Origin of the sequence: Pseudomonas sp. TMW22090 (assembly GCF_022496665.1) — a bacterium.
Lineage (GTDB): Bacteria > Pseudomonadota > Gammaproteobacteria > Pseudomonadales > Pseudomonadaceae > Aquipseudomonas > Aquipseudomonas gregormendelii.
In genome coordinates, this window is the sequence record NZ_SCFH01000001.1 from 57,370 (window position 1) to 81,115 (window position 23,746).

Genomic DNA, 23,746 nt, shown 5'->3' on the forward strand with positions numbered 1-23,746 from the left:
CTTAGAAGGTGGGAGTGTATTTGACGCTGAACATCAGGTTGCGCGGCTCACCGAAGTAGTTGTTGCCATTGAGCTGGTTGTAGCCGGCGGAATAGTAGTGCTTGTCGAACAGGTTGTTGGCGTTCAGTGCCAGGCCGATTTCCGGAGTGGCCTGATAGCCGAGTCGCGCATTCCACACGGTGTAACCCGGCACCTCGTAGGTATGTTCGTAGCCCAGTGTATGGCTTTGCGTGGTGAAACCCAGGCCGGTGCTGACGCGGCTGAAGTCGCCGCTGAACTGGTAGTCGCTCCACACCCGCAGCATGTGCTTGGGTGTCCAGGTGCTGAAGGTCTTGCCTTCGTTGTCCGGGTCGTCGAGGTATTTGGTGGTGTTGTAGGTGTAGCCGGCGAACAGCTGCAGGCCATCGAGCACTTCACCGCTGATCTCCGCATCGAGCCCCTGGCTGCGGACTTTCCCCGAAGCAGTGGAGCAATACCAGTCGTCACAGGCGAACCCCGAGGCCATATCGTTGACCGCGCGGTTTTCCTGGTCGTAGCGGAACAGCGCCAGGGAGGTGTTGACACGGCCGTCCATCAGCTCTCCTTTGAGGCCGATTTCGTAGTTGCTGCCGATAACCGGCTTGAGCACCGAGCCGCTGACGGTGCGTGCAGTCTGGGGTTCGAACACGTCGGTGTAGCTGGCGTATACCGCCCATTCGCGGTTCAGGTCGTAGACGATGCCGGCGTAGGGCGTGACTTCACCGTTCTCGCTCATGGTGCTTGGCGCGTTGGTAGTGGCGACATTGGCGAAGGCTTGCTGGTCCGCCGATTTGTAGCTGTAGTCGTACCAGCTGACCCGGGAGCCGAGCACCAGGGTCAGCGGCTCAATCGGCTTGACCCGCCAACTGCCGTAGATACCTTTTTGCCGGATGTCGTATTTGCTGAGAGTTGCGCGGCCACCGACAGTGTTGAGCAAACCCTCGTAGCTGATCTCGGGCCGATGGTGGTCGATGTCGAAAATCGTGTCGCTGCTGTTGTTGAAGGTGCGGGCGAATTTGTCGTCGGACTTCAACTTTGAGTAGTTGCTGCCAAGCATGATTTCCTGGGGCATGGACAAGGCTTCAAAGCGCCCTGTGAGGTTCATGTCCAAGCCGATCTTGGTGGCATCGAAGTCAGTCGCGAAGTCGGCATATTGCACCCCGCTACCGTCGGCATTGATACCGGCTCCGGAGGACTGCAGGCGCTGGTTGATAGCGTCGTTGTCTTCGGTCATGCGCACTGCACCGACCTTGAGTGCCCAGTCGTCGTTGAAGCGATGTTCCAGGTCGGCATACACAGTGGTCACGTCAATTTGTGAGTGGTTCCAGGTGGCGCCGGTGAAGGTCGAACGGGGCACGTTCAACCCGTCGCCATTGGCATAGCGGGGCAGGCCGCGAATGATCGGGCGCGACTCGTTGTCGGAGCGGCTGACGGCCAGGCCCAGGGTGGTGTCCTCGCGCAAGTCGACGTCGAGAGCGCCGTACAGCGAGTGGGTTTTGCTCCACTCGTAATCGGTGAACGAATGGCTGTCGTCCTCGTCGGCAACCAGGCGTCCCCGCACCGTCCCGCTCTCGTTCAGCGGGCCACCGGCATCCAATTGCAGACCGTAACGGTCCCAGGAGCCGGCCCTGCCGGTGAGGGTCACGGTCGGTGCGTTCTGCCCGCGTTTGCGCACCAGGTTGATCGCACCGCCAGGGCTGCCGGTGCCTTGCAGCAAGCCCGATGCGCCGCGCAGCACTTCCAGGCGATCAAAGAAGATCAGGTCCTGGGTCGCCCAGTTGCCCAGGGCGTAGGTGTTGCGTGGGATCGGCACGCCGTCGTACTGCCAGTCATCGATCTGGAAGCCGCGGGAAGTGAGGATCATGCCTTTGCCCACGCCTTGCACACCGACCAGGCCGGTGGTCTGGTTGGCGGCGTCCTTGAGGTCGGTCAGGCCCTGGTCGTCCATCTGTTTGCGAGTCATCACGGTGACCGACTGCGGAATTTCCTTGAGGGTGTGGGTTCCCTTGCCGATGGTCACGGCCCGCGCGGCATAGGAGCCGGAGCCTTCAGTCGTGGCCTCGACGCTGTTCTCAACGATCGTGGTTGCCCCCAGCTGCACTGCCGCGCTGCCATCGGCGCCAGGCTCGACGCTGAAGTTGCCTTGCCCGGTCACGCGCAATTGCAGGCCGCTGCCGCTCAGTGCCTGGTTCATCGCCTGTTCGGGGAGCATCCGGCCGACCACCGCAGGCGCCTGCTTGCCTTGTACCAGCGCCGGTTCAAGCGAGACGATATGCCCGCTTTGGCTGGCAATCGCATTCAACGTGGCGGCCAAGGGGCCGGCCGGCAGGTTGAAGGCCAGGGGTTGCGCCTGGGCCAGGATGGGGCTGGCCAGGGTTGCCAAGGCAACGGCGACGGAAAGGGCGTGGGGCCACGGGTTGAACACAGCGTTCTCCTGATGATGTGGAAGTGTCAGGAGATAGGTGGGATGAGATATGAAAACCGGACACGAATAAGAAGTATTTTCAAAAATATTTTCCGCTTGGAGTTTTGCACCCTTCTTGTGGCTAGCGCCACAGGGTCACAGCTTCCAGTTCCATTCACGTGTTTCGTGGCCGGATCAACGTCAGCCACGGGCTGTAGCTGTCCACCTGGATCGGCAAGGTTTCTGCCAGCGCGGCGAGGGTCCGGGCCGGGTCGTCGAGGGGGAATACACCCTGGACCCGCAAGTGACGCACCTGCGGGGCAATCCGGATGAATCCGCGCTGGTACGGACGCAGGGCCTCGACCACTTGCTCGAGGGGTTCGTCGAGCACATTCAGGCGTCCGACCAGCCAGTCGGCGCGACCACGCTGGTCGCCGGCCGTTGGCGTGATGCGCCCAGTGGCCAGCAGGGCGGACTGGCCTTCCTGCAGATCCCGTGTAGTGCCGTCCGGCAGTCGCAGCTGCACCGAATGCTGCAGCACAACGACCCGTGTGACGTCCTGTTCCTGGGCCACCAGGAAACGTGTGCCCAGGGCCTGCACCTGCCCTTGAGCGGTGCGCACACGCAATGGACGTTGCGGATCGGGTGCCACCTGAATCACCAATTCGCCGTGACGCAGAACCACCAGGCGTTGCTGGTCGTCGAAGCGCAGGTCCACCGCGCTGTTGGCGTTGAGGTTCAGACGGCTGCCGTCTGCGAGGTCGAATGCCTGGCGCTGACCGCGCCCGGTGCTCAGGTCGGCCAGTAACGAATCCCCCAGCGGGCTGCGGGCGCACAGCCACAGACTGCCGCCCAGCAGGCCCAGCCCGGCAATGACCCGCAGAGCATCCCGTCGAGAGCCTTGGGGTTGCAGCAGGATCTGCCGCGCTTCACTCGCCTGGCCGGGCAATCGGCGATCAAGGGCGCGAACGGTGTTGAACGAGGCACCCAGCCGGTCCTGTAATTGAGTCCAGGCCTGCAGGTGCGCCGGATCCATCGCCAACCAGGCATTGAAGCGCGTTTGCAATGCGGCATCCGGGGTGCCGGCGCGAAGCTTGACCATCCAGTCGATGGCTTGCTCGCTGACCGGGTCCAGGCGCAGCTTGCTCATGGCGTCATCTCGCTCAGGTAGCACTGACGCAGGGCCTGCTTCATGTAGCGGCTGACGGTGCGCTCCGATAATCCCAGTTTCTGCGCGATGGCGACGTAGCTCAGCCCGTCGAGCTGGCTGTAAAGGAAAGTCGCCTTGACGATCGACGGCAAGCCATCGATGGCCTTGTCGATGGCGACCAGTGCTTCAATCAGCAGCATCTGCTCTTCAGGGGAGGGCGCCAGTGCTTCCGGCAGCAATGACAGGCGTTCCAGATAGGCCAGTTCCAGTTTGCGCCGACGGTGGCGGTCAAAGATCAGCCGCCGGGCGATGGTCGACAGGTACGCGCGCGGTTGTTCGATGCTGTCCGGGTCGACTCGCGCCGCCAATAGCTGGCAGAACGTATCGGCGGCAGTGTCCTCGGCATCCGCGTGATTGCGCAGGCGTTGCTGGATGTGCTGCAGCAACCAGCGGTGATGGTCGCTGAAAAAGAAGCCCAGCTTGCGAGTCGAGGAAGGTTGCACCGGTCGGCTTTCCAGATGTGAGTGAGAATCGCTCTCAATATTACCTGCGAGAGGATGGCCACTGCAATCACTCGATAGTGGCGTCGGTCGGCGTCGAAGATGCAACGAATGCCTTCCCAGGCCCTCATATGAAAACGAGCGGTGCCATTGAAGCGCAATGGCGACTGCGATTTCGATTCTCGAGCACAGGTGATTGTTATATGACGGCAGCGGAAAATAACCATGTGGCCTGGCTGGTTCAACAATCAATGCTGCACGCCGCCCGCCAGCGGGCCAAGCTTTACTCGGGGCAGGGCCGCTTGTGGCAACAGCCGTTTGCCCATACCCGCCCGCGAGATGCTTCGGCGCTGTCTTCCGTGTGGTTCACCGCGTATCCGGCATCCATCGTCACCCGTGAAGACGGCACCGTGCTTGAGGCTCTTGGCGATGAAACCCTGTGGCATGCGTTGTCGAAAATCGGTATCCAGGGTATTCACAATGGGCCGCTGAAAATGTCCGGTGGTTTGCGCGGCACGGTCCAGACGCCGACCATCGACGGTAATTTCGACCGCATCAGTTTCGAGATCGACCCGCAACTGGGCACCGAGGCGCAGTTGCAGGCGCTGACCCGCATGGCCGCCGCGCACAACGCGGTGATCATCGACGATGTGATCCCTTCGCACACCGGCAAGGGCGCGGATTTTCGCCTGGCCGAGATGGCGTACGAGGATTACCCGGGCCTCTACCACATGGTCGAGATCCGCGAAGAAGACTGGCCCCTGCTGCCGGAGATCGAGGAGGGGCGCGATGCGCACAACCTCAGCCCGCAGCAGGTTGATGTGTTGCGGGACAAGCATTACATCGTCGGCCAGTTGCAGCGTGTGATTTTCTTCGAGCCAGGGGTCAAGGAGACCGACTGGAGCGCCACACCGGTAGTGGTCGGCGTCGACGGTAAACCGCGGCGCTGGGTGTACCTGCACTACTTCAAGGAAGGCCAACCGTCATTGAACTGGCTGGACCCGACCTTCGCTGCGCAGCAGATGATCATCGGCGACGCCCTGCATGCCATCGACGTGATGGGCGCGAAGATTTTGCGCCTGGACGCCAACGGCTTTCTCGGCGTGGAGCGCAAGCTCGATGGGACCGCCTGGTCGGAAAGTCACCCGCTGTCGATCACCGGCAACCAGCTGTTGGCGGGGGCGATCCGCAAGGCCGGCGGGTTCAGTTTCCAGGAGTTGAACCTGACCGTGGATGACATCGCCGCCATGTCCCATGGCGGTGCGGACCTGTCCTATGACTTCATCACCCGTCCGGCCTACCAGCATGCCTTGCTGATGGGGGATACCGAGTTCCTGCGCCTGATGCTGCGTCAGATGCACACCCTGGGCATCGACCCCGGCTCGCTGATCCACGCGTTGCAAAACCACGACGAGCTGACCCTGGAGCTGGTGCACTTCTGGACGCTGCACGCCCATGATACCTATCTGTATCAGGGCCAGACCTTCCCCGGCAATATCCTGCGCGAGCACATCCGCGAACAGATGTACGAACGCCTGGCCGGCGAACATGCACCCTATAACCTTAAATTCGTCACCAATGGCGTGTCATGCACCACGGCGAGCATCATCACGGCGGCATTGGGGATTCGTGATCTTGACGCGATCACTGCGACAGATATCGCGCAGATCCGTCAGGTGCACCTGCTGCTGGTGATGTATAACGCGATGCAGCCAGGCGTGTTTGCGTTGTCCGGCTGGGATCTGGTGGGCGCCTTGCCACTGCCCGCTGAACAGGTCGAGCACTTGATGCTCGATGGCGATACCCGCTGGATCCATCGGGGCGCCTATGACCTGGTCGATCTGAACCCTGATGCGCCACTTTCAGCCGGACAGATGCCGCGGCCGAAGACGCTTTATGGCAGCTTGCCGACCCAGTTGAACGACCCTGACTCCTTCGCGTCCCAGCTGCAGAAAATCCTCGCCGCGCGCCGCGCCTACGACATCGCCGCCAGCCGCCAGATCCTGGTGCCAGATGTGCAGCATCCGGGGCTCCTGGTCATGGTGCATGAGCTGCCCGCCGGCAAAGGCACGCAAATCACCGCGTTGAACTTCGGCTCGACGCCGATTACCGAAACCCTGCACCTGCCGAACATCGCGCCGGGCCCGGTGGTCGACATCATTAATGAACGAGTAGAAGGCGACCTCACGGCCGAAGGTGATTTCACCATCACCCTGGATGCCTACGAGGGCCTGGCGCTGCGCGTGGTGAGCACTTCGCCGATGATCTGATTAACCAATAGCTACCTGAAAAACTCCCCCGGCGTTTCGCCAAACTGCTGCCGAAACGCCGCGATGAATGCCGAGGTCGATTCGTAACCGCAGGCCAGCGCCACATCGGTCACTCGTTCTTCCCGTTCCAGCGGGGTGAGCGCGCCCAGCAGGCGCAGACGCTGGCGCCAGGCGCGGAAGGTCAGGCCGGTATCGCGAAGGAAAAGGCGGCTCAGGGTCTTTTCCGTCACGCCGAATTTCTGGCTCCAGTGCGCTAGGGTTGTCTGTTGTTCCGGATGGGCCTGCAGGCTCTGGTAGATCTGCCGCAAACGAAGATCCTGAGGCAGCGGCAGCATCAAGTCGATCGTCGGCGCCTCGGCGAGCTGGTCCAGCAATACCTGAGTCAGCCGCCCATGGGCGCCGTGCTGCTCATACTCTACGGGGATTTTACTGAACGCCCTGATCAACTCGCGCAGCAGATCACTGACCCCCAGCACATGGCAACGCGGCGGCGCCCATTGCGTCACGCTGCAATCCAGGTACAGGCTGCGCATTTCCGTGCGCGGCGAGCTGAACACCCGATGCGGCATGCCCGCCGGTATCCATACCGCCCGTTCGGGTGGCGCTACGAAGCGGCCCACACTGGTCTGGACCTCCAATACGCCCTGAATCGCATACGACAACTGCACCCATGGGTGACTGTGGCGGCGAGTCAGCGCGCGATTGGGCAGTGATTCGGTACGACCGTAGACCGGTCTTGGCAGGCTGGGAAGCCCGGGTACACTGCGCCTTACGCTTTTTTCATGTCCTTTAGGCGGCATCAGCTGGCTCATCGGCGTTAGTCGGTAATCAGCAGGCACGTTAGAGTCGGTCCCACGTACTTGGCAACCCCCGGATGATGATCTGATGACTCGCCCTCGTTTCCTGCCCGACAATTTCACCCTGACCCTGATTGGCGTGGTCGTTATCGCCAGCGTGCTGCCTGCCAGCGGTCAGGTCGCAGTGGGCTTTGGCTGGCTGACCAACATCGCCATTGCGCTGCTGTTTTTCCTGCACGGTGCCAAACTTTCCCGTGAATCGATCATCGCCGGCGCCGGTCACTGGCGCCTGCACCTTTTGGTATTTGGCCTGACCTTCGTGCTGTTCCCGCTGCTGGGGCTGGCGCTCAAACCGCTGTTGTCGCCACTGATTGGCGACGAGCTTTACATGGGCATGCTGTACCTCTGTGCTTTACCCGCCACAGTCCAATCGGCGATCGCCTTCACGTCCCTGGCACGGGGCAATATTCCGGCGGCCATTTGCAGTGCGGCGGCGTCCAGCCTGTTCGGGATTTTCCTGACGCCTTTGCTGGTGACCTTGCTGCTGGACGTGCACGGCGACGGCGGATCAACCCTCGATGCGATCATGAAGATCAGCGTGCAACTGCTGCTGCCCTTCATTGCCGGGCAGATCGCCCGACGCTGGATAGGGGCGTGGGTGGGACGCAACAAGAGCTGGCTCAGATTCGTCGACCAGGGCTCGATCCTGCTGGTGGTCTACGGTGCTTTCAGCGAGGCGGTGAACGAGGGCATCTGGCAGCAGATTCCGGTATGGGAGCTGGCGGGCCTGGTGCTGGTGTGCTGCATCTTCCTGGCGCTGGTGCTGGCGTCCGCCACGGTGCTGGGCAAGGTGTTCGGGTTCAACCAGGAAGACCGCATCACTATCCTGTTCTGTGGCTCGAAGAAGAGCCTGGCCACCGGGGTGCCGATGGCACAGGTGCTCTTCGCCGGCAGCACCATCGGCGTGCTGATCCTGCCGCTGATGCTGTTCCATCAAATTCAGCTGATGGTCTGTGCAGTGCTGGCGCAGCGTTATGCCAAGCGCCAGGAGAGCGTCGCCGAATTGATGGGGCAGGTGGACCCCTGATGTGGCAGCAGGATTCGTATTGAACGGCAAGGAATTTTCAGGCTGGTTTTAGCTTCACGAGGTTCTAGCGCCAGAGCGAATCAATCTAATCGAGCAGTTTGAAAATGGAGGTTTTTTGCTATCCTGAAGGTGTAGGTGAAGACGCAGACTGATGCGCAAGCGGATAGCGAGGAGACGCGGGGCAGCGTTCCGAAGGGTACACGGTTAGAAAGATCTCCGCGCTGAGATCCAGCCCTGATGCCGTGTGAAGCACTAGTGCAGTAAATACAAAGCGCTTGTGTGGGAGTCCTGATAAACCTTGTAAGCCGGAGACCAGCACTGGCCACCTACTCGAAATCCGAAGCCCGCTTAGAGCGGGCTTTTTCGTATAGTCGATAAAACCCTGCGACGTCCATTTGCGGACAAGTATTTTGGCCGTTTCGATCCCCTTTTGGCCAATCGCCCACTGTGAACCGACCCTGCTGTCAGCAAGAATCGGTAGCAGTCGCTACGACGACCAGATTCCTGCTGCTCCTTGCCTTTGGCTATTTTTCAAGCCTGCTGCCGTGTACAGAACATAAAAACCATCGTACTGACGTCACACTTGGGGAAATCAATGCAAACGATGAAACGCATTCTGGGTGCAGGCCTGTGCGGGCTGACACTGCTGGCCGCCGCGGCACACGCCGAACAGCGCGAACTGAGAGTTTATAACTGGGCAGACTACATCCTGCCATCGGTGCCCAAGGACTTCGCCAAGGACACTGGCATCAAGGTGACCTGGGACACCTTCGACACCAACGAGTCACTGGAAGCCAAGCTGTTGACGGGTAACTCCGGGTACGATCTGGTGGTGCCGTCGAACCAGTTCATCGAAACCCAGATCAAGGCTGGCGTGTTCCAGAAACTCGACAAATCCAAGCTGCCGAACTGGAGCCATCAGGACCCGGAACTGCTCAAGCTGTTGAACAAGAACGACCCCGGCAACCTCTACGGCGTGCCCTATATGTACGGCACCGTGCTGATTGGCTTCAACCCGGCCAAGGTCAAGGCTGCACTTGGCGAGAATGCCCCGGTGGACAGCTGGGACCTGGTGTTCAAGCCCGAGAACATGGAGAAGCTCAAGGCTTGTGGCGTGGCCATGCTCGACTCGCCTTCGGAAATCCTGCCGCTGGCCCTGCATTACCTTGGCCTGGATCCCAACAGCCAGAATCCCGATGACTACGAAAAAGCCAAGGCGTTGATGATGAAAATCCGCCCGTATGTCACCTACTTCAACTCTGCCAAATACATGACCGACATTGCCAACGGTGACATCTGCGTCGCCATTGGTTATTCAGGCAGCTTTTATCAATTCGGCAACCGCGCCAAGGAAGCGGGTAATGGCGTAGTGGTGGACTGGCGCCTGCCCAAGGAAGGCGCGCCGATCTGGTTCGACACCTTCGCCATTCCCAAAAGTGCGAAGAACGTCGAGGAAGCCCACGAGTTCCTCAATACCCTGCTGGACCCTAAAGTCATCGCCCCGATCAGTGATTTCCTCGGGTACCCCAACGCCAACAAGGATTCGATCGCGCTGATCAACAAAGATATCACCGGCAACCCGAACCTGACCCCGACCAGCGAAGCCCTGAAAACCCTTTACGTCGTGCAACCGCTGCCACAGAAACTTGAGCGGGTGCGTACTCGGGTGTGGACCAGTATCAAGTCCGACAAATAACCCCTCGCTCCACACCGTCGGCGAAACGACGGTGTGCGCGGAGCTTCGCTGGCCAGAGCGACAGCTACGTGCTGCCCAGGCCTGAATCAAGCAGCTCGCGCACCCGATGGCTCAGATCGTTGAGGCTAAACGGCTTGGGCAATACCTGGGTGGACGCATCCACCGTGACCAGGCGCGAACCTGCGGCAAAACCGGTAATGAACAGCACATTGAGCGACGGGTATAGCCCCCTGAATTCCGCAGCCAGGCTGACTCCGTTCATCACGCCTGGCAAACCTATATCCGTCAGCAACAAGTCCAAATGGTCGAGTTTTTCCGCCTGCTTGATGGCTGACACGCTGTCCACGGCTTCGATCACGCGATAGCCCATCTCGCTCAGAAACTCCGAGACCATCTGCCGGATGGCTTTTTCGTCGTCCACCAGCAGGATGACTTCGTTGTGGGCAGCCCGTAGCGTGGAATGCGCTTCGCTGGCTTTTTTTCGGCTATGCCCTGGCAGCGAACGGTCTACCGGGAAGTACATGGTGACGGTCGTACCGACCCCGAGGCTGCTGTGGACCTTGATCTGGCCCCCGGATTGCTGGGTGAAGCCATAGATCATCGACAGGCCCAGGCCGGTGCCTTCACCTATTTTCTTGGTGGTGAAGAAAGGGTCGAAGATGCGCGAGAGGATATCCGGGCTGATACCCGTACCCGAATCGGTGACCGAAATGCTGACATAGGTACCCTGGGGCATATTCCTGTCAGCGGACGCTGCCGCATCAATGGTGCAGCGATCAACCATCAAGTTCAAAGTGCCGCCGTCGGGCATCGCATCCCGGGCATTGATGGCGAGGTTGAGCAGGGCATTTTCCAGCTGGTTGAGGTCGCAGCGGATGCGGTCGCTCGCTCTGAACGAGCACTCGACGACGATGCTGGGCCCCACCGTACGCCTGATCATTTCTTCCAGGCCCGCGACGACGGTGCGCGGTTCGAGCAGTTCGGGCTCCAGTGATTGTTGTCTGGAAAACGCCAGCAGCCGCTGAGTCAGGGCGGCCGCCCTGGAGGCGGAAGTCATGGCGACTGAGTTGTAGCGGGTGAGCTGATTGTGCTGACCGGCGTCGATGCGGCGCTGCATCAACTCAAGGCTGCCAATGATCCCGGCCAACAAGTTGTTGAAGTCGTGGGCGATGCCGCCGGTCAGCTGGCCGACTGCTTCCATTTTCTGACTTTGCCGAAGCTTGGATTCTGCCATGGCCCGCTCGTGCTGTTCGGCCTCAAGCTGCGCGGTGCGCTGGGCGATTCGGTCTTCCAGCAAATCGTTCCAGTCGCGCAGCGCTGACTCAAGTTGCACCCGGTCATCGACGTTCTCCAGGGTGCCATACCATTGCTCGCTGTGCCCGCCAGCGTCGAGGCTGCACAAGGCGCGCACCCTGAACCAGGGTAGCTCGCCATCGTGCTTGCGCAATCGGACGTGCAGATCGAAAGGTTCCAGGGTCGCCAGCGAATGATCCCAGCCTTGCGCCAGGGATTGGCGATCATCAGGGTGGGCGGCTTGGGTCCACTCCCGACCCAGCGTTTGCGCCGGGTTCAGCCCGGTGTATTCGTACCAGCGCTGATCGATGGAAATCAGCGCGCCTTGACTGTCGGCGCTCCAGGGCCACAACGGATTGAGCTCTGCGGCGATCCGGTAATGCTTCTCGCTTTCGCGCAGTTTTTCTTCGGTGGACCGCATGACCTGCAAGGTATTGAAGCGCTTGAGGACCGCCCCCAGCAGATTGCTGTAGACCCGCAGGAAATCAATGTCACTGTCGGTAAATTCACGAGGGCAGCGGCTGTCGACTTCGAAAATCCCGAACGGACGCTGCTCGGTGGCACCGTACACCAGCACGTTGACAAACGCTTGCACGCCATTCCTGATCTGGAAGTCGTGGTAGCGGAAGCGAGTTTCGGTGGCGACATCCACCGAGATCACCGGCAGATCGGTGTCCAGGGAGTAGCGCTCCGGGCTGCCTTCACAGGCTTGCACCTGGACCTTGCCCACGACATCCGGCGTCCAGCCAATCCCGTTGCGCACCAGGAAAGTGATGCCGTCTTCACGCAGCAACATAAACTTGGCGAGATTGGTTTCCAGCGCCTCACCCACCAGGCGACAGGCCTCGTCGAGGATGTGCTCAAGATCGTCCGACACCAGGGCCAGCTCGCCAAATTCGGCAAGCACCTTGCGCTGGCGCAGCAGTGTGTCCTCGATGTCCATGGGTGTACCCACTCAGGTTTTAATATCCGAGGGGCAGGGCGGCGGGTAGGTTCAACCGGTTTGATCGAAGGCTCGGGGTTTTGCTTGCACAGCAAGGCCGCGGCCGAACTTACAGCCAGGTATCTGCCAGACGCCGGTCCAGCTCCTCCAGATCTGCCATGCCCAATACACGCGTGGTGTTCAGGCCGCGCAGGTAGCCGCGCAGCTGATTGGCAGTGTCCCGCGCCAGCTCCGGGCTCGGCGCAGGCTCGCTCAATAACACGCTTTCGTACTCCACCAGATATTCGGCCACCCGTTCACGGTACTGGGGCAAGACGGCGTCGCGGATAAAGTCAAAAGTTCTCAAATAGAGACCCTCATCGATCTTGTTAGCTGGCATGCCTGCCGGGCCGGCGGGCAACTATTGCTAGAAGTAATAGTGAACATCACCAAAGGCAAGTTCTACTTTGCTGACAATACCCGGAAAATCACCATCATCGAACAGGGCGATGCCGTTCAACTGCTGAATCGCCCAAATTTTTTCAGGATGAGATTGATGCGTGCTCTTTTTGTTTTTGCCATGGCGTTTGCCTCGTTGCTGCTGGCCGGTTGTGCCTCCGCGCCGAACGATCCGACCATGACCTTGCAAACCAGCAAGACTCCGGCCCAGTACGCTGACTGCGTCGTACCCAAGTTGCAGGGCAGTGCGTTGCATCCGACCGTTTCCCAGACACAGCGCAGCTACCGGATCGTGGTGCCGAGCAAAATCTCGGCGGACAACGTGCTGGAAGCCTACAAGGCCGGCCACGGCGGCAAAGTGTTCATCTATGAGCGGCACTTGCTGGCGTCGAATTTACTGCCTTCCAGTTTTGAACGTGCAGCACAGGACTGCATCTAAGGTTTACTACAGAGCTCCTTTGGTTGGCCGCAACCAACCAATTTTTTAACCCCGCACCTCATTCGGTTGCGGGGTTTTTTTTGTGCTTCAGTTACCCCGGTAGGTCGAAAACCCGTAAGGACTGAGCAGCAGGGGGATGTGGTAGTGAGGAACGGTGCCATCCACCTCGAAAATCACCGGTACTTCCGGGAAGAAACTGGCCACTTTGTGCGCCTTGAACCACTCGCCAGTCTTGAAGGTGACGCGGTACGTGCCTTTCTCCAGGTTCTGGCCTTCCGGATACAAACCGGTAACCCGACCCTGTTCGTTGGTCGCGGCGCTGTTGAGCATGTCCCAGTTCTTGCCGTCCTGTTTTTCCAGCGTGACGTTGACCCCGGGGGAGGGCAGGCCATCCTGCAAGTTGAGTACGTGGACGCTCAGCGGGTTGGCTGCCGCTGATGCCAGGGTCGACAGGGCGCTCAATACGACGCCGGCGAAGAGAGATTTCAATACAGTCATGGTGATTTCCTTAGTTTTTAACAGCAGGGAGGACTTGGTTGATAGCAGCCAGTGCACAGCCTTCATCGAATGCAGCGCCACCGGCGCCGGCCACTCCGATGGCGCCGATCACCTGGCCCTCGAACTGCAACGGCACGCCCCCACCCAGCAGTAACAATTCACCCAAGGTGTTGAGGTTTTCTGCATCCGGGGTGCTGCGAGCGCGTTCGGCGAGAAGGCGCGTCGAGGTCTTGGTCGATAGCGCGGTGTAGGCTTTGCGTTGAGCGGCCAGCGTGTTGTGCGGGCCGACGTTGTCGTCGCGCTGCACGGCGACCAGGTTGCCGCCACGGTCGACGACGGCGGCAACGGCCGTGCGGCCATCGGCGTGGCAGGCGCCCAGCGTGGCATTGAGCAAGTCATTGGCCAGCGCCAGCGTCACGTCCATCCGCGGCACTGGCGCCTGGGCGGCGTGGACGAATGCAGGGCTCATGGCGAGAGTGATCAGCAATGAAGTCGATAGGCCGGTACGCATGCTTGTTCCTTGATCGGGGCGGGTTAAGTCATTGGTCGCCATGATGCCCGGCCCGTCCGCTCAGGATGATTGCCCGATCATTACCAATATGTAATGTGAGAACCGCGCGAAGCGGGCTAGCCTATGCGCCAGTCCTGGAGGAAAAAATGCGTATCCTGGTGGTTGAAGACGAAGCGAAGACGGCGGATTACCTGCGCAAGGCCCTGACTGAGTCGGGCTATGTGGTCGAGATCGCCCTGAACGGGCTGGACGGCCAGCACCTGGCTCAGGAGAGCGAGTTCGACCTGATCATCCTCGACGTCATGCTGCCCGGCCTGGATGGCTGGCAATTGCTGCAGATCATCCGGCGCAAATGGCAGACCCCGGTACTGTTCCTGACGGCCCGGGATTCGGTGGACGATCGGGTCAAAGGGCTGGAATTGGGTGCTGACGATTACCTGGTCAAACCTTTCTCTTATGCCGAATTGCTGGCCCGGGTGCGCACCCTGCTGCGCCGCGGCCCACCGCGTGAGGTCGAACATTTCGTGGTCGGCGACCTGAGCCTGGATCTGCTGCGGCGCAAGGTCACCCGCGGCGGGGAGCGCCTGATCCTGACCAATAAGGAGTTCGCCCTGCTGCACTTGCTGCTCAGTCGGGAAGGGGAGGTATTGTCCCGTTCGCTGATCGCCTCGCAGATCTGGCAGATGAACTTCGACAGTGACACCAACGTGGTCGACGTCGCGATCCGTCGCTTGCGGGCGAAGGTGGATGATCCTTACCCGCTCAAGTTGATCCACACCGTGCGCGGTATTGGCTACATGCTCGAGGTGCAATCCTGAACCTGTTCCCGCGCGCCCTCAGCCTGCGCCTGGCGGTGATGTTCGCGCTCGTCAGCGCACTGTTGCTGGGCGCGATCGGCTTTTACCTGTATCAGTCCCTGGAGCGGGAGATCGCCTGGCGCGATGACCAGGCCTTGCTCGGTCGCCTCGAGCGCATGCAGGCGTTGATCAACGACAGCGACAGCGTCGAGCAATTGCGCAGTCGGCCCAAGCTCTACGAGAACATGCTGGGCAATCGCGACAACCTGCTGTGGATCCTCGATGAAAGCGGCCAGGTGCTGATCGAAATCAACCCGGCACAGATGAACCTGCCAAGGTTGCCAGCCACGCCCCAGGCGCTCGTTGCTGACGCAGATGCGTCAGAACCCGTGCGTCTTGCCTGGAAGGATGTCACCCAGGGCGACCGCCGTCTCACCCTGATCGCCGGCAAGTTGCTTGGTGAGCGAGAGCAGATGCTGGCGGCCTATCGATTCAAGCTCTGGCTGGCCATGTCGGTCGGTGCGCTGCTGGCTTTTGTGCTGGGCTGGTGGGTCAGCCAGCGTGGTTTGCGACCGGTGCGCCTGTTGGCCAGGCGTGCTGCCGGGATCGATGTGCAGCACCTGCATTTGCGCCTGGATGAGTTCAGTCAACTCAGTGAGCTGCAGGCGCTGAGCCATGCACTCAACCAGATGCTCGCACGACTGGAAGACGGCTTTGCCCAGCTGTCGCGTTTTTCCGAAGACCTGGCCCATGAGATGCGCACGCCGCTGAGCAACCTGATGGGCCATACCCAGCAGACACTGCGGCACAGTCGTTCAATCGAGGATTACCAAAACCTGCTGGTATCCAATCAGGAAGAATACGAGCGTCTGGCGCGAATGATCGACAGCATGCTGTTTCTCGCCCGCACCGAGCAGTCCGACGCGGCGGTGAAAGCCGTTCAAATCGACTTGCACGAGCTGATCGAGCAGCTCTGTGATTACTTTGAAGGCGTGGCGCAGGAGCGCGAGGTAGGGCTGATCAACCAGGCCCATGATCAGTTGCTGGCCGACCCCGGCCTGGTGCGCAGGGCACTGGCCAACCTGCTGGCCAATGCCCTGCGCTACGCGACGCCTGGCACGGCGGTGACGATCAGCAGCACCCTGCTGCAGGACCGCCTGGAGATCACGGTGCACAACCAGGGCGCGCCGATCGCTGCGGAACATCTTCCGAGATTGTTCGAACGGTTCTACCGGTGCGACCCGTCACGCAATCAGCCGGATGATTCCGGCGGGTTGGGCCTGGCCATCGTCCGGTCGATCATGCACCTGCATGACGGTTGGGTGAGCGTGGACAGTGACGAAACCGGCACGCGCTTTTGCCTGGGTTTTCCGCTCGCCGAGACTTGAGCGAATCACCCGGGACAGATGGTTTAATCAATTCGCGGATGCTGCTGCACCAGACGCTCGCGCTTGGCTTGCAGCTCGGCGATTTCGGCATCGAGGTCCTCGATCTTCTGCTCGATGTTGTCATGGTGCTCCTGCAGCAGCTCCCGTGCTTCTTCAAGGTCGGAAGCCGCTGGCGCCGCACCGCGTAGTGGTTTGTTGGCCGTTTCTTTCATCGTCACGCCCGTGACCAGGCCGACTACGGCGATCACCATCAGGTAATAGGCCGGCATGTAAAGGTTTTGTGTGCTTTCCACCAGCCAGGCGACGATGGCCGGCGTCAGGCCCGCGATCAGCACCGAGACGTTGAAGGCGCTGGCCAGCGCGCTGTAGCGGATATGTGTAGGAAACATCGCCGGGAGGGTGGACGCCATTACCCCGATGAAGAAGTTCAGCAGTACCGCCAGCATCAGCAACCCGGAAAAAATCAGGCCGAGCTTGCCGCTGTTGATCAGCATGAACGCCGGAATAGCGAGGAAGAACAAGCCAACGCTGCCGCAGATGATGAAAGGACGACGCCCAATCTTGTCGCTGACCAGCCCGATCAGCGGCTGGACGAACAGCATGCCGACCATGATCGCGATGATGATCAATACACCGTGATTTTCGCTGTAGTGCAGGTTGTGCGTGAGGTAGCTCGGCATGTAGGTGAGCAGCATGTAGTAAGTGACGTTGGTCGCCGCGACCACGCCGATGCAAGTCAACAGGCTGCGCCAGTGCTTGGTGGCGACTTCCTTGAAAGACACCTTCGGCCCACGGGCCAGGCCGTCGCGATCGTCCTGCTCCAGCTGCTCTACATGCTGCTGGAACGCCGGAGTCTCTTCCAGCGCATGACGCAGATAGAGCCCGATCATGCCCAGGGGCAGGGCGAGGAAGAACGGCAGACGCCAGCCCCAGGCTTCGAACTGTTCTTCACCTATGATGGTGGAGATCAGCACGACCACCCCGGCACCGAGCACAAAACCGGCAATCGAGCCGAAGTCCAGCCAGCTGCCGAGGAAACCACGCTTGCGGTCTGGGGCGTATTCGGCGACGAAGATCGAAGCGCCAGTGTATTCCCCTCCAACCGAGAAGCCCTGCGCCATTTTGGCCAGCAGCAGGAGGATCGGCGCCCAGATGCCAATCGAGGCATAGGACGGGATCAGCCCGATGGCGAAGGTGCTCAGCGACATGATCACAATGGTGGCGGCCAGGACTTTCTGCCGGCCGTACTTGTCGCCCAGGGTACCGAAGAACAAACCGCCCAGGGGGCGGATCAGGAAAGGCACGGAGAAGGTCGCCAGCGCGGCGATCATTTGCACGCCAGGGTCGGCGCCGGGGAAAAATACCTTGCCGAGCACGTACGCGACAAACCCATAGACGCCGAAGTCGAACCATTCCATGGCGTTGCCCAGTGCGGCGGCAGTGATCGCCTTGCGCATCTTGGCGTCGTCGACAATGGTGATGTCTTTCAACCCGATTGGATTGACGTTTTTCTCAGATGATTGCATGCGAACCACTCTGTACCTGATCAGTCTTGATGCAAGCCACCAGCCCGGTATAGCCCGGTCTAGAGGGGTTGCCTTGGCCATGCCATCTTTTTGATGGCATGGCCTCTTGCTGTTCAGATACATAAGGACACTAAATAATTCACCACTCGCTGGTATTTTTTGCCTTTGCCCAAAGTGGCAGGATCTTCGCCAAGCTGGAACTGTGCGAACTAAAAGCTGACCTTGCGGTCAGGATGATTTGCAGCACTTCTTTCATTCCGAGGATCGATCATGCGCAATTTCACGGTGCAATACCTGTTCAACGGCGAGCTCCGCTCCCACCTGTTCGAGCTCAAGCAAGAGCAACTACCCGCTCATGAGGCCGCCCTGCATCTGTTGGAGTTACATTATGGGGACGCGGAAAACGGCCTGATCATGCCCCCGGCTGACGCATCGCCGGAGGAAATTGTGCAACAAGCTGAGGTGGTAGGCTTGACGCAGATTAAGGTGCTCGATTGAGTGCAATCGCACTCCCCTTGGGAATGCACGCAACACGCGCCAGCGAGTACGCCACGCAGAGCCGTATTGCGTTAGCCGGCTACGACGCTTGCCACGACTGGGCGCTTGCCTGCTTGCGGCCGCCTTGGGTAGCGGGCTATCGGCGAGAGTTTTAGTTATGGGTGCTGGCGGTACTGCGCAGGAAATTGTCGCGAGGGCGGAGGGCGAACCGCTGCACAAATGTTCTAAACACGCCTCTGCCAGGCGCGCTAAGTTAAACGCCCGCGCTATCTCAATTCCCTGGAGCCAATTCGTGAACAAACGCAACTGGATCAAGGTGTCCCAGGATGCCGACACCGGGATTGAATCGATTCGCGCGCATTTCCAGGGGCATGCCTACGATCCGCACTGGCACGACAGTTTTCTGGTCGGGGTCACAGAGCACGGAGTGCAGCAGTTCAATTGTCGGCGCGCCCGGCACTACAGCACGCCGGGCAAAGTCTTCCTGCTCGAACCCGGGGAGATTCACGATGGGCATGCACCGACCGAGGAGGGGTTTACATACTCCACGCTCTACCTCGATCCGCTGTGGCTGGAGCGTGAATTGCTCGCGCTGTTCGAGCACGCGCCGAGCAACAGTCTGCCGGGCTTTGCCGACACCTTGAGCCAGGATCCGCGCCTGGCGAAAGCCGTTGCCTTGGCCTTCCACGCGCTCCATGAGGGTGACCTGCGCATGGCGCGACAGGCCGCCGTCGACTCCTTGCTGGCCGCGCTGACCGAACACCTGCAGTGGCGCAAGCATCAGGCCCTTGACCCGCGCCTGCCGCTGGTGGCTCAAGTGGCGCGGGATTATCTGCATGCCCATGCCTATGAGGATATTGGGCTGGACGATCTGGCGCGGGCCTGTGAGGTGGATCGTTTTCGGCTGAGCCGGGCTTTCAAGGCCGCCTTCGGGTTGGCGCCCCACGCTTACCTGATCCAGCTGCGCCTGGCCAAGGCGCGCCAGCTGCTGGCCAACGGTGATTCGCCGGTCCAGGTGGCCAGTGCGCTTGGCTTCGCCGATCAAAGCCATTTAGGCCGCTGGTTCCGCCGCGCCTACCAGCTTACGCCTGCGGACTATCGCAAGCGCTGCTCAAACCTTCCAGACTGACCACGGCGAATTCGCGACCATGACCTCCTGATCCTCCAAGGAGTTTGCGTCATGGAATCATTGCTGCCTTTCCTGCTGTTTGCATTCGTCGCCTCTATTACTCCAGGGCCGACCAATATCCTGGTTTTAAGTCACAGCTCGCGGCGCGGGCTGGGTGCGACGCTGCCCATCATTTTTGCCGCCTGCGCGGCGGCGGCGCTGATTGTGCTGGCGGTGGGGCTTGGTGTCGGCGAGACGCTGCTGCAATTTCCGCGAGTGCAGCAAGCCATGGCCTGGGGCGGAGTGCTCTGGCTGAGCTGGCTGGCCTGGCAGATCTTGCAAAGCGCGCCGCCGTCCCTGGACGCGCCGACCCGGACGCATGAGGGGCTTGGCGTGATGAGTGCCGCGACCTTGCAACTGGTCAATCCCAAGGTCTGGATGATGGCCGTTGCGGTGGTCAGCGTATTTGCCGGGGGCGGCGACAAGACCTTGAGGGTGCTGGTGTTGTCACTGGCATTTTTGCTGGTGTCCTTGCCTTGCATGACCCTGTGGGCCTTACTCGGCTTGGGTAGCGCCCGGGCTTTTAGTTCGCCCCGGGCGTTCAGGGGTATGAACACGGCATTGGCTTTGTTGTTGCTGGTGTCGGCGTGGTTGACGGTGTTGGTGTAGGTCGTGCTTGCCGGCAATTGCGGTTGTTCTGACATATCAATGCTGGATGCGCCGACGCCTTCGCGGGCAAGCCCGCTCCCACAGGGGATTTGCGGTGTGGGCCAAATCTTCGTCTCACAGGAATTGCTGTGGGAGTGAGCCTGATCGCGATTAGGGCATGCCGCCACGAAAACCGGATCAGTGTCCCGACGACTGCGCCGCCCAGTGCTTCATCTCTTCGCTGATGAAATGGGTTACCAAATCGCTGTACATTTTGCCAATGGCATCGGGGCTCAGGCCTTCGGTCCTGGCCCACTCACGGCGCACCTGCAGCATGCTTTCAAAGCGTTCCTTGCCACGCACCGAAGCAGCTGAAGTCTTGAATTTCGATGCCGCCAATACGTAGTGAAACCGTTTGCCCAACAGCTTGATGACGGTGTGATCAATGGCGTCAATTTCGCGCCTGATATCCTCCATGCCAGCACACTCTGCGGGTTGCATCTGATTTAACACTTCCATGCAGTAACTCCTTTTGCTGTATGAGGGCGTGGCCCTGCCTATGTGTTTGCAGCGATGTTACTGCCTATGATCAGGATGGGCACGGATGTCGCTCAGCATCGCGAACTTACACCCGCGCCGACTGCTGATTCAGGGCCACCTGAAAGCGAAAGGCCAGGCCTTTTATCCGGTGGTCATGGCGTTGCGCGCGTGGGGCGAAACCTGGTGCAAATCGCCAGGGGAGGGGCTGGCGGTGGTCTATACCCACGAGGTCTGCGGGCAGCCCGCAGGGTTAGGGCCATTGTGTGCCCATTGCGGCGAACTGTTGCGCCGGGAAGGGTTAGCCAAGGCACTTGGCGAGGCTTACTCCGCAGAACGACAAGCCCGGCGCGAGGCCTCCAAAGGCAGGGCACAGCGCGCTTAGTCGGACAGTGAAACCGCCAGGTCCAGCGCAGTGATGGGCACGTAAATCAGGGTAATGAACGAATACGTTTTACGTGACCGGGCCAGGAATGCGCAGACCGGCAAGACGATCATGATCACATCCAGGACTCCCCAAAGCGCAAGCGGCGAGGCCTTGAAAAACCAGACGTTAACGCACAGCCCGAGCAGCAGGTAGGTCGACAGCGACAGCAGGGCGTAGCGGCCATCCTGCTCGAAGTAGATGCGCAGGCCGTGCTGTTCGTCTTCGCTGCGGCTGGGAAGCAGCAGCGCTGCGGCTACGAACAACGATAACGCCAGCAGGACCAGCACCAGGAATTCGGTGAACGAAAAGGTCGTCTTGACCGCCGGCAGGGAGTTCACCGCCCACCAGAAATCCAGCTGGGTGGCGAACAGCATGATCGCCCAGACCAGGGGCACCCAGTCAGGTTTGGCGACCCGGCGAATGCGGAAAACGGTCAATGCACCCAGGAGCAGGCGGGTAACGGACAACCCCAGGATCATGGAGAGTACCGTGGCCACAATGGCGAAGTTGTTCATCACACCTCCTGTTCAGATCGCCAAACTGCGCAACACCGCAAAGTTGTCGCAAGCGTAGACCACCACCCAGCGACGTGCAGGCCTCAGCGCAGGCTCCACGACACCCCGGCGTACACACCCAGGCCTTCACCCGGCGTCGACCGCGCGGCATCCAGGCCCTTGTCGTCATAGCCCGGCGTGACTGTGGCGGCGTAGTGTTTGTTGGTCAGGTTGCGCAGGTCCAGCCAGGTCTGCCAGTCGTCCTTGGGCGAGTTGTAGCCTACCGTCGCACCGAACAGTGCATAGGGATCGGCGTAATAGCTGTTGGCGTAATCGACCGCCACCTTGGACACCCACTGGGTGTTCAGCCCGGCAAAAAATCCCTGGGGCCAGTCATAACGCAGTTCGCCCTGGTAGTAGTGCATTGGCAGGCCCGGCAGGCGGTTGTCGCCGAAGCGATCGTCGTCGCGGTAATGGAAGTCGCTGAACGTATAGCTCTGGCGCAGGCTCAGTTGACCGCCGTCGTCCCGGGACCAGAGGTTACTCTGCAGGCCGGCTTCGACACCCTGATGCACGGTGGGGCTGGCGTTGAGTTCGTATGGCGTGGTGGCGTTGGCGTCCGGCAGCACCGAGAGCAACTCGTTATTCACCTGGGCGTAGTACCAGGCCAGGCTCCATTGACCCAGGCGACTGTCGCCGCGCCCGCCGAGTTCCAGGGTGGTTGCGGTCTGGTTTTGCAGCTTGACCGGGTCACGTTGAGTGCCTGTGGCGGCGCCGCTGCCTGCCGGGAAGCGCTGGTTGGCGCTGTAGATCAGCGACCACGGATGCGGCCCTTCAACGGATCGGCTGAGGTTGCCAAACAGTTGCAGATCCGGGTTCACCTGATAGCGCAGGCCCAGGCGCGGGGCGTAGTCCCAGTCATTGAGGCTGGTCTTGCCGCCGCCGTCGGGGTAGGTCACGGCGCTTTCGCGGCGGGTGTAGATGGCGGCGAGGCCGGTGGTCAGCCACAGGTCGTCGGCGATCTGCAGATCGTTGCCTGCGTGCAGCACAGTGTCCGAGCCCTGATAGGTGAAATTGCGCATGGCGGTGCCCGGGGCGTACCCGGCAGTGTTGCCGGTGGGAATGCGCACCGATTCACTGGCGCCGGCGTTGGGCAGGTGCCTGGTCACTCGCAGGCCGACATTGCTCTGGCTTTCCAGACCCCACAGGGTATCGCGACGCTTGTAGTCGAAGGTGCCGCTGACATCCGAGTACGCTACCTTCAGGCGGTTGGGGCCTTCGCGCAGGTCCATCGGATAGTCGTGGTAGACCAGCCCGGTCTGGATGCTTGAGTCGTCATCGATGAACCAGGTGGTCTTGTTGCCGATGAACGTGCTGCCCGGCTGATCGCGGCTGTCGTCCCGTGCGACATAGGCCGGGTTGGCCGCCCGTGCGTCGTGTTCGATGGAGTGCTTGCTCACGCGTCCGGCCAGATCGTTGTCAGTCTGGCGGTGACGCAGATAAAAGCGTGTTTCCAGGTTCGCGTTGAAGCGATAACCGAAATTGGCGATCAGCCCCTGGCTTTTACTGGCGGTGTGATCCTGATACCCGTCGGCGCTCGCGTCGGTCACCGCCACGTAGTAATCGAATGCGCCCAGCACCTGCCCGGAACTGATCTGGCGCTGCTGATAGCCGTGACTGCCTACCGCATAGCGCACCTGCAACCGCGCCGCGTCGTAGCCAGTGTGGCTGATATAGTCGATGGCCCCACCCAGGGCCAGCGCACCACGGTCAAACCCGTTGGCACCGCGCAGCACTTCCACATGATCGAGCCACAGCGGCTCGAGCAACTCATAAGGCGTGCCCCCCGGACCCGTCAGCGGCAGGCCGTCGAGCATGGCGTACAGCCCCGAGGCATGGGCGCCGGGCGCACGGTTGATTCCCGAGCCACGGATCGAAATCTTCACTCCTTCATTGCCCGCAGACTGCGCATAGACGCCCGGCTGATAGGCCAGCACATCCTGGTTGCTGGCAACTCGACCCTGCAGCGCACGGCGCATGTCGACCACGTTAGTGCCGCCAGGCACCTGGCCCAGCCGCTCGCGGGCGTCCTCGATGGACGAGTCTGCGGTGCCTTGTCCGTCAGCTTCGATCAGCACCTGTCCCAACTCCATGCCCTGGGCCGCGGCGATGGCCGGACAAACGAAAGCCAGGCCCAGCAAGGCTGCCGGGAAGGAATGGGGCGAGGGCATGGGGAACTCCGGGTGAAAGGGGCGGGCAGTGAGAAGTGCGACGCAGGA

At 60.7% G+C, this 23,746-nt stretch carries 21 protein-coding genes and 2 pseudogenes; 11 read left to right on the forward strand and 12 right to left on the reverse strand.

What is annotated here, in order from left to right; all coding sequences use genetic code 11:
- Position 1: 1 nt before the first annotated feature.
- From EQV97_RS00285 to EQV97_RS00295, 3 genes are all read right to left on the reverse strand, one after another.
- Positions 2-2,443, reverse strand: coding sequence for a TonB-dependent receptor (locus EQV97_RS00285; protein ID WP_240888071.1), 2,442 nt, complete (start codon positions 2,441-2,443; stop codon positions 2-4).
- Positions 2,444-2,597: 154 nt separating this feature from the next.
- Entirely contained in the window at positions 2,598-3,572 is a 975-nt protein-coding gene (locus EQV97_RS00290; protein ID WP_240888072.1) for a FecR family protein, read from the reverse strand.
- On the reverse strand, positions 3,569-4,075 hold the full coding sequence (locus tag EQV97_RS00295) for a sigma-70 family RNA polymerase sigma factor (protein ID WP_122838526.1): 507 nt from the start codon (positions 4,073-4,075) through the stop codon (positions 3,569-3,571). Before EQV97_RS00295 ends, EQV97_RS00290 begins: the two co-directional genes overlap by 4 nt.
- A 200-nt stretch (positions 4,076-4,275) precedes the next feature.
- Here EQV97_RS00295 and treS point away from each other — a divergent pair, with 200 nt between their 5' ends.
- On the forward strand, positions 4,276-6,342 hold the full coding sequence (gene treS / locus EQV97_RS00300) for a maltose alpha-D-glucosyltransferase (protein WP_240888073.1): 2,067 nt from the start codon (positions 4,276-4,278) through the stop codon (positions 6,340-6,342).
- An 11-nt stretch (positions 6,343-6,353) separates the two neighbouring features.
- On the opposite strand, the gene EQV97_RS00305 is transcribed toward treS, so the two are convergent.
- Positions 6,354-7,142, reverse strand: coding sequence for a helix-turn-helix transcriptional regulator (locus EQV97_RS00305; protein WP_122838644.1), 789 nt, complete (start codon positions 7,140-7,142; stop codon positions 6,354-6,356).
- Between the two features lie 85 nt (positions 7,143-7,227).
- On the opposite strand from EQV97_RS00305, the gene EQV97_RS00310 reads away from it, so the two are divergent.
- On the forward strand, positions 7,228-8,226 hold the full coding sequence (locus EQV97_RS00310) for a bile acid:sodium symporter family protein (RefSeq protein ID WP_240888074.1): 999 nt from the start codon (positions 7,228-7,230) through the stop codon (positions 8,224-8,226).
- A 595-nt stretch (positions 8,227-8,821) separates the two neighbouring features.
- Entirely contained in the window at positions 8,822-9,922 is a 1,101-nt protein-coding gene (locus EQV97_RS00315; RefSeq protein WP_122838529.1) for a polyamine ABC transporter substrate-binding protein, read from the forward strand.
- Positions 9,923-9,986: 64 nt separating this feature from the next.
- On the opposite strand, the gene EQV97_RS00320 is transcribed toward EQV97_RS00315, so the two are convergent.
- A complete protein-coding gene (locus EQV97_RS00320; RefSeq protein WP_240888075.1) occupies positions 9,987-12,158 on the reverse strand; it encodes an ATP-binding protein in 2,172 nt (723 codons plus the stop codon).
- A gap of 109 nt (positions 12,159-12,267) precedes the next feature.
- On the reverse strand, positions 12,268-12,504 hold the full coding sequence (locus EQV97_RS00325; RefSeq protein WP_122838645.1) for a hypothetical protein: 237 nt from the start codon (positions 12,502-12,504) through the stop codon (positions 12,268-12,270).
- Between the two features lie 189 nt (positions 12,505-12,693).
- Between EQV97_RS00325 and EQV97_RS00330 the strand changes: the two genes are divergently transcribed.
- Positions 12,694-13,035 (forward strand): hypothetical protein, encoded by a 342-nt coding sequence (locus EQV97_RS00330; RefSeq protein ID WP_122838531.1) that lies wholly within the window; start codon positions 12,694-12,696, stop codon positions 13,033-13,035.
- A gap of 87 nt (positions 13,036-13,122) precedes the next feature.
- On the opposite strand, the gene uraH is transcribed toward EQV97_RS00330, so the two are convergent.
- Together uraH and EQV97_RS00340 are read right to left on the reverse strand one after the other, a co-directional pair.
- Positions 13,123-13,533 (reverse strand): hydroxyisourate hydrolase, encoded by a 411-nt coding sequence (gene uraH, locus EQV97_RS00335; protein ID WP_045059040.1) that lies wholly within the window; start codon positions 13,531-13,533, stop codon positions 13,123-13,125.
- Positions 13,534-13,543: 10 nt separating this feature from the next.
- Positions 13,544-14,044, reverse strand: a complete 501-nt coding sequence (locus EQV97_RS00340; protein ID WP_122838532.1) for a heme-binding protein — start codon at positions 14,042-14,044, stop codon at positions 13,544-13,546.
- Between the two features lie 146 nt (positions 14,045-14,190).
- Here EQV97_RS00340 and EQV97_RS00345 point away from each other — a divergent pair, with 146 nt between their 5' ends.
- Together EQV97_RS00345 and EQV97_RS00350 are read left to right on the forward strand one after the other, a co-directional pair.
- On the forward strand, positions 14,191-14,862 hold the full coding sequence (locus EQV97_RS00345) for a heavy metal response regulator transcription factor (RefSeq protein ID WP_045059042.1): 672 nt from the start codon (positions 14,191-14,193) through the stop codon (positions 14,860-14,862).
- Positions 14,859-16,229, forward strand: coding sequence for a heavy metal sensor histidine kinase (locus EQV97_RS00350; RefSeq protein WP_240888655.1), 1,371 nt, complete (start codon positions 14,859-14,861; stop codon positions 16,227-16,229). Before EQV97_RS00345 ends, EQV97_RS00350 begins: the two co-directional genes overlap by 4 nt.
- Positions 16,230-16,252: 23 nt before the next feature.
- On the opposite strand, the gene proP is transcribed toward EQV97_RS00350, so the two are convergent.
- Positions 16,253-17,755, reverse strand: a complete 1,503-nt coding sequence (gene proP / locus EQV97_RS00355) for a glycine betaine/L-proline transporter ProP (protein ID WP_240888076.1) — start codon at positions 17,753-17,755, stop codon at positions 16,253-16,255.
- 270 nt (positions 17,756-18,025) lie between these two features.
- Between proP and EQV97_RS00360 the strand changes: the two genes are divergently transcribed.
- The 4 genes and pseudogenes from EQV97_RS00360 to EQV97_RS00375 all read left to right on the forward strand — a co-directional run bounded on the left by EQV97_RS00360 (position 18,026) and on the right by EQV97_RS00375 (position 20,030).
- Positions 18,026-18,253 (forward strand): hypothetical protein, encoded by a 228-nt coding sequence (locus EQV97_RS00360; protein ID WP_122838535.1) that lies wholly within the window; start codon positions 18,026-18,028, stop codon positions 18,251-18,253.
- Positions 18,254-18,276: 23 nt separating this feature from the next.
- Positions 18,277-18,464 (forward strand): annotated as a pseudogene (locus EQV97_RS00365) (SAM-dependent methyltransferase); the annotation flags it as partial.
- An 81-nt stretch (positions 18,465-18,545) separates the two neighbouring features.
- A complete protein-coding gene (locus tag EQV97_RS00370) occupies positions 18,546-19,382 on the forward strand; it encodes an AraC family transcriptional regulator (RefSeq protein WP_240888656.1) in 837 nt (278 codons plus the stop codon).
- A 51-nt stretch (positions 19,383-19,433) separates the two neighbouring features.
- Positions 19,434-20,030, forward strand: coding sequence for a LysE family translocator (locus tag EQV97_RS00375; RefSeq protein WP_240888077.1), 597 nt, complete (start codon positions 19,434-19,436; stop codon positions 20,028-20,030).
- A 177-nt stretch (positions 20,031-20,207) separates the two neighbouring features.
- Here EQV97_RS00375 and EQV97_RS00380 read toward each other — a convergent pair whose 3' ends face one another.
- The gene (locus tag EQV97_RS00380; protein WP_240888078.1) at positions 20,208-20,528 is read right to left on the reverse strand and encodes an isochorismate lyase; all 321 of its coding nucleotides are present in this window, start codon (positions 20,526-20,528) and stop codon (positions 20,208-20,210) included.
- 130 nt (positions 20,529-20,658) lie between these two features.
- On the opposite strand from EQV97_RS00380, the pseudogene EQV97_RS00385 reads away from it, so the two are divergent.
- A pseudogene (locus tag EQV97_RS00385) lies at positions 20,659-20,931 on the forward strand (transcriptional regulator); the annotation flags it as partial.
- Here EQV97_RS00385 and EQV97_RS00390 read toward each other — a convergent pair.
- Positions 20,928-21,488: a hypothetical protein gene (locus EQV97_RS00390; RefSeq protein WP_240888079.1), complete on the reverse strand. Its 561-nt coding sequence runs from the start codon at positions 21,486-21,488 to the stop codon at positions 20,928-20,930. The pseudogene EQV97_RS00385 and the gene EQV97_RS00390 sit on opposite strands and share 4 nt — an antisense overlap.
- Before the next feature lie 83 nt (positions 21,489-21,571).
- Complete coding sequence (locus EQV97_RS00395; RefSeq protein ID WP_240888080.1) at positions 21,572-23,698, reverse strand: TonB-dependent receptor; 2,127 nt, start codon at positions 23,696-23,698, stop codon at positions 21,572-21,574.
- Between the last annotated feature and the right edge of the window lie 48 nt (positions 23,699-23,746).